The organism is Psychrobacter sp. T6-1, assembly GCF_052258445.1.
Genome location: NZ_JBQQFC010000476.1, coordinates 1 through 1,307, shown reverse-complemented (window position 1 = coordinate 1,307; position 1,307 = coordinate 1). Strand labels below are relative to the sequence as shown.

1 protein-coding gene is annotated in these 1,307 nt (G+C 48.4%); it reads left to right on the top strand.

Annotation, left to right across the window (positions count from 1 at the left end; all coding sequences use genetic code 11):
- Positions 1-45 precede the first annotated feature (45 nt).
- Positions 46-1,307: bifunctional alpha/beta hydrolase/class I SAM-dependent methyltransferase (locus ACTXGO_RS13925; RefSeq protein ID WP_443574938.1), on the top strand; the 1,262-nt coding region annotated here is incomplete at its 3' end.

Genomic DNA, 1,307 nt, shown 5'->3' with positions numbered 1-1,307 from the left:
TCACCGTCTCATTTATCTTCTTCACCCTTTTTGGAGCATAGCGATATGTCAGCTATACCGACCACAGTCAATACTGATTTAGATCAGTCAAATACTATAGAAAACGAAAGTAGAATAGAAGGTGAGAGCTGCTACAACGCTTATGATGGTACGGCGATTTATTATCGCTATTGGCTCACTACGGATATCGAGCAGTTAAAAGATAGCGACCAGCCGAAGCGGCAAGTGATTTTGTTGCATAGAGGTCATGAGCACTCTGGACGACTAAAAGAGCTGGGCGTGCGCTTTGTGGATGCAGGCTATCAGGTATTCGCTTGGGATGCGCGCGGTAATGGGCGCTCAGGCGGTATTAAGGACCATGCCGACAGCGTCACAGAGCTTGAGCGCGACTTAAATGATTTTGTGCAACTCGTTACCCAGCAGACAGGTATCGCCATCGAGGATACTTTGATAGTCGCTAGTAGTATCGGTGCAGTATTAGCGGCAGCTTGGGTACATGATTACGCGCCCAACATTCGCGGTATGATACTAGGCACGCCTGCGCTAAAGATTCGCTTGTATATTCCCTTTGCCATACCGTCGCTCAAGGTAGCGCGCACGCTTGGGCTCATGTCGCGCGTGAGTAGTTATGTTAAAGCTCAGGTACTCACTCATGATAAAGACGCGCAAGAGGCCTATAATGCTGATCCGCTGATCTCAAATAGTATCTCAACTGACTTACTGATCGACACCCATGCGACAGGTCAGCGGCTGCTCGATGATGCAGGCGCGATTATGGTTCCGACCTTTGTGCTTTGCGCCGGCAAGGATTATGTGGTTGATAAGCAAGCAGAACGCCAATTTTATGAGGCTATCAACACGCCTATTAAGCGCTGGCAGTTATATCCAGACAGCTATCACGCGATCTTTCATGAGACCAATAAAGCCGATGTATTTGCCGACTGTATCGAGTTTGCAGGGCACGTCTTTGATACGCCCATGCCAGCACCTGATTTGCGTATGGCGCACTTAGATAGCGCTAGTAAAGATAAAGTCGATCGCCTAGCGATTAAGCCGTTTAACCCAAGCTTTGCTATCACCCGTTTTGCGATGCAAAAATTCGGTCATGTCAGCGACGCTATCGCCACAGGGCTTGAGCATGGCTTTGACTCAGGGCATTCGCTCGATCATGTCTATTACAATCAGCCTAGTGGTCGCAATAAGTTCGGTCAGGCAATTGATAAGTTTTATCTCAATAACATCGGCTGGCAAGGCATTCGTATACGCCGCATGCATATTTTAGAGCTGGCACGTCAGGCGCTAGCAGA